Origin of the sequence: Bacillus hominis (assembly GCF_018332515.1) — a bacterium.
GTDB lineage: Bacteria > Bacillota > Bacilli > Bacillales > Bacillaceae_G > Bacillus_A > Bacillus_A hominis.
Window position 1 is genome coordinate 1 of the sequence record NZ_BOQD01000296.1, and the last position, 4,378, is coordinate 4,378.

A 4,378-nucleotide genomic window follows, 5' to 3' on the forward strand; every position below is an offset into this window, starting at 1 on the left:
ACCGACTGGTGCTACTGGGTCATCTGGATTAGGACTTCCAGCAGGATTGTACGCATTTAACTCCGCTGTGAGTAGCATCAATGTTGGGATTAACACACCTGTACCATTTAATACCGTTGGGTCACAGCTCGGTACAGCGATTACTCAATTAGATAGCAATGCTTTCACCATACACCAAAATGGATTATATAAAATTACTGTGATCGTATATACTGCAACATCAGGTTCACTAGGTGGCATTGAAATTCAAGCGAACGGCGTAAAAATACCAGGTGCTGGAAGAAATTTAGTTTCACTCGGGGCACCTATCGTTATCCAAGCGATTACACAAATTACAACAGCTCCAATATCAGTTGAAGTAATTGGTATAGAGGCGGTATTATCACTAGCTGTTGGTACGGGGGCATCAATCGTTATTGAAAAAATCGCGTAATTGTTTCCTTAGCAGTAAAACTGGTACCAGTTTTACTGCTTTCGCAATTTTATAGGTAACATCCCAACCTCATCCTAAATGTGGATGTACATCGTCCCTATAGCTTGAATATAATTACAAAAGCGATATTCTTCCTTATTATGTATGACTTTCCATAAATAGTGGAATAAATGTATGAACAGTCTACTTGCATATTATTTTTTACAATCACGTCATCATCACACTTACTAGGCTATAGAAAGGAATACATACCGTGAAAGATACGAACTCTAAATATCAAATAGACTACATACTAATCTTTATTTTATTTGCCATCGGGACTGTTAGTTGCTTTGCTATTGCAAGTGCACAAGCTTCTTTACCACCATTTTTACAAAACATAAATTTTGCATTAAAACAAATTCAATGGTATGTCATTGGATTTGTGGCCATTGGCGTTATTATGATTATTGATTTCGATCGATATAAACAAATTGCTTGGTATTTGTATAGCTTTGCCCTCACACTTCTTATTGGTCTAGAACTTCAAGTTCCGGGTGCCGTTACGATTAAAGGGGCTACCGCATGGTATAGACTCCCAGGCATCGGAAACTTTCAACCTTCTGAAATTATGAAATTATTTTTAATCATCATCATTGGACAAATTATAGCAAATCATAATGAAAAGTACTTTTTCCGGACAACCCGTGAAGATTTTATTTTACTTGGAAAAATATTCGCAGCTAGTTCACCTCCACTACTTTTAATCGCAAAAGAACCTGATTTAGGAAACACTATGGTAATATCAGCAATGCTTGCAGCAATGATTTTAGTTTCTGGTATACGTTGGCGCCTTATCCTCGGATTAACCTCCGTCATTTTCGTCATAGGCTCTACCTTAATATATATTTATTTCACTCATACAGAGTTCTTTAAAGAGTATATTCTAAAAGAATATCAATTAAACCGCTTCTATGGCTGGCTATCCCCTTACGAATATGACGCACAAGGATACCAATTAAGACAGGCATTCTTAGCTACCGGATCAGGAGAAATGCAAGGAAAAGGATGGGAAAATGGACAAGTATATTTTCCAGAGCCACATACAGATTTTATTTTTACAAATGTCGCTGAACAATTCGGTTTTTTAGGAGCAAGTGTTATTATTTCACTTTTTTTCTTACTCATTTACCGAATGATCCATATCGCTTTAGAAAGCAATGAACCTTTCGGTAGTTATATTTGCGCTGGTACAATCGGAATGTTCACCTTCCAAGTATTCCAAAATATTGGGATGACAATCGGTTTACTCCCTATTACAGGAATAACATTACCTCTTATGAGCTATGGTGGGAGTTCACTACTCACATACATGATTGCTATTGGATTTATTTTAAACGTACGTTCAAGAACGCATATCTTTATGTTTAAATGAACCATATCGGAAAACGGTATGTTTTTTTCTATATTCATTTTAGATATACTAATGAAAAAATGAACTGGAGGTTTACATATGAAATATGACATTATAGGTGATATTCACGGATGCTTCCAAGAGTTTCAAGATTTAACAACGAAACTAGGATATAACTGGGCTAGTGGTCTCCCTATACATAACGCCAAACGAAAGCTAGCATTCGTTGGTGATATTACAGACCGCGGCCCTCATTCATTACGTATGATAGAAATCGTATGGGAGCTCGTAATAAATAGAAAAGAAGCTTATTATGCGCCTGGGAATCATTGTAATAAACTGTATCGTTTTTTCCTTGGGCGTAATGTTTCAATCGCTCATGGACTCGAAACAACTGTTGCCGAATATGAGGCATTACCTTCTAATAAACAACAAATCATAAAAGAAAAGTTCATTACGCTTTACGAGCAGTCCCCACTGTATCACATACTGGATAACAAAAAATTAATCGTGTGCCATGCTGGCATTCGTCAGGATTACATAGGAAGAAATGATAAAAAAGTGCAAACATTTGTATTATATGGTGATATTACAGGGGAAAAGCATCCTGACGGCTCACCTGTACGCCGAGATTGGGCGAAAGAGTATAAGGGGGAAACATGGATTATATATGGACATACACCCGTCAACGAACCTCGCTTTGTGAATCATACAATCAATATTGATACTGGCGCTGTATTTGGTGGCAAACTAACTGGACTTCGTTATCCTGAACTGGAGACCATTTCCGTCCCTTCTTCCCTACCTTTTGTCACTGAGAAGTTCCGCCCAATTTCATAATTACATTTACCTTTGTACAATTCATCCCAGTACGTATAAAGGATGATTTCTAGGCAAATTCCTCGTTAAAAATTGGTCATACAGTAAAAAAAGATGCTATGAAGTGCATCTTTTTTTTACTATGCGGCATATACTGTCGCAGGAGGTGACGGAATGAAGAAAAAACAATCTAAACAAAAAAGAAATTTCTCTCCTTTATATCATCCCATATATGGAATTAATAACTGGTGTAGCATACGAGCTGCGGCTATTGAAGAGATAGAAGAACGAGAGGAAATAAAAACAGGGAAATCGAGAGGAACATATATTTCTTTAGAACATGCTGTTATGAGACGAATTATAGATAACAGAAAAATAAAGGCACTACAAAAAAAGAAACGACTTTCTCATAACAATGAGCCTATACTTGAGTCAAAGAATTTACAGGAGAATATAAACAAAGAAATTCCTGAAACAATTAAAGAAAAAATCCAAGCTGAAATTCCTAAAGCAATTAAAGAAAAGGCCCAAGCTGAAATTCCTAAAGCAATTAAAGAAAAGGCCCAAGCTGAAATTCCTAAAGCAATTAAAGAAAAGGTCCAAGCTGAAATTCCTAAAGCAATTAAAGAAAAGACCCAAGCTGAAATTCCCACCAATATTATACAGCAAGTAACAAAAATAAAAGAGGGATTAATTTTAACCAATGACATAAAAAAAGAGGATTCTATTATCACTCCCCCGCCTATACTTTCACCTACTCCTGCAGAGAATGAAAAAGTAGCCAGATACGCATATAAGGAGGGCCTTCACTCTACAGCTGACGGGATAGCCTCACATGCAGAAGGATTTCTTACTCATACAGAGGGTGCCTTTTCTCATGCAGAAGGTTCAAAAACAAAAGCAACTGGACATAGTTCGCATAGTGAAGGAAGTGAAACGACAGCAGGCGGTTCTTATTCTCACGCGGAAGGAAAACATACAATTGCTTTCGGCGAAGCAGCACATGCAGAAGGAACCGCAACTATCGCTAACGGATTCTCATCTCATGCGGAAGGAAATCATACATCAACAGCTAATTTTGCAGGTAGCCATATTATGGGTAAATTTGGTACAGCAGAAGAAGCCTATTCCTGGTTTATTGCAAATGGGACAAATGACACTGATTATAATATAGGTGCCAAATGGCTTGCCCATAACGGAGAAATGTATATCGATGGTGCTTCTTACAATGCGGGCGGTACTGATTTTGCACAAATGTTTGAGACAGCAGATCATATCCCTATTGATACCGGTTATTTCATTACATTTAGTAGCGAAGAAAAAATTCGAAAAGCTACTTCTAATGATACATTCATATTAGGCATATCTAGCGCTACTCCTGCTCTCATAGGAAATAGCGGTGCCTTAAGTTGGCAAAAACGCTATAAAACAGATAGCTTCGGAAAACGTCAATATGCGCGTACTGATACGCAAGAAATACAACCTCTTTTAAATACAGAATGGGATCCAGCTTGTAAGTATATATCAAGAAGAGACCGTACTGAGTGGCTTCCTGTCGGATTAATTGGACAAATGTTAGTACGTGATGACGGCACTTGCGAAACACACGGGTATTGTCGTCCAAATGATGACGGCATTGCTACAAAAGCTGAAAGTGGCTTTTTCGTTATAAAGCGTACTGGTGAGAATCAAGTTTTAATATTATTCCGCTAAAAAAAGGGAACAAAATTCTT

4 protein-coding genes are annotated in these 4,378 nt (G+C 37.4%); all 4 read left to right on the forward strand.

Going from position 1 to position 4,378, the window contains the following annotated elements; all coding sequences use genetic code 11:
• Positions 1-433 (forward strand): BclA C-terminal domain-containing protein (locus tag KI356_RS22740; RefSeq protein ID WP_438820847.1); only part of this gene is annotated, 433 nt, incomplete at its 5' end.
• Between the two features lie 253 nt (positions 434-686).
• Positions 687-1,847, forward strand: a complete 1,161-nt coding sequence (locus KI356_RS22745; RefSeq protein ID WP_212936540.1) for an FtsW/RodA/SpoVE family cell cycle protein — start codon at positions 687-689, stop codon at positions 1,845-1,847.
• Between the two features lie 78 nt (positions 1,848-1,925).
• The gene (gene prpE / locus KI356_RS22750) at positions 1,926-2,666 is read left to right on the forward strand and encodes a bis(5'-nucleosyl)-tetraphosphatase PrpE (RefSeq protein ID WP_002117077.1); all 741 of its coding nucleotides are present in this window, start codon (positions 1,926-1,928) and stop codon (positions 2,664-2,666) included.
• Positions 2,667-2,819: 153 nt separating this feature from the next.
• The gene (locus KI356_RS22755; protein ID WP_212936541.1) at positions 2,820-4,358 is read left to right on the forward strand and encodes a peptidase G2 autoproteolytic cleavage domain-containing protein; all 1,539 of its coding nucleotides are present in this window, start codon (positions 2,820-2,822) and stop codon (positions 4,356-4,358) included.
• Positions 4,359-4,378 lie beyond the last annotated feature (20 nt).

Bases quoted from the DNA above. Each gene is read 5' to 3' on its own strand.
- prpE (WP_002117077.1), top strand. From the start codon at position 1,926: ATGAAATATGACATTATAGGTGATATTCACGGATGCTTCCAAGAGTTT.
- KI356_RS22755 (WP_212936541.1), top strand. From the start codon at position 2,820: ATGAAGAAAAAACAATCTAAACAAAAAAGAAATTTCTCTCCTTTATAT.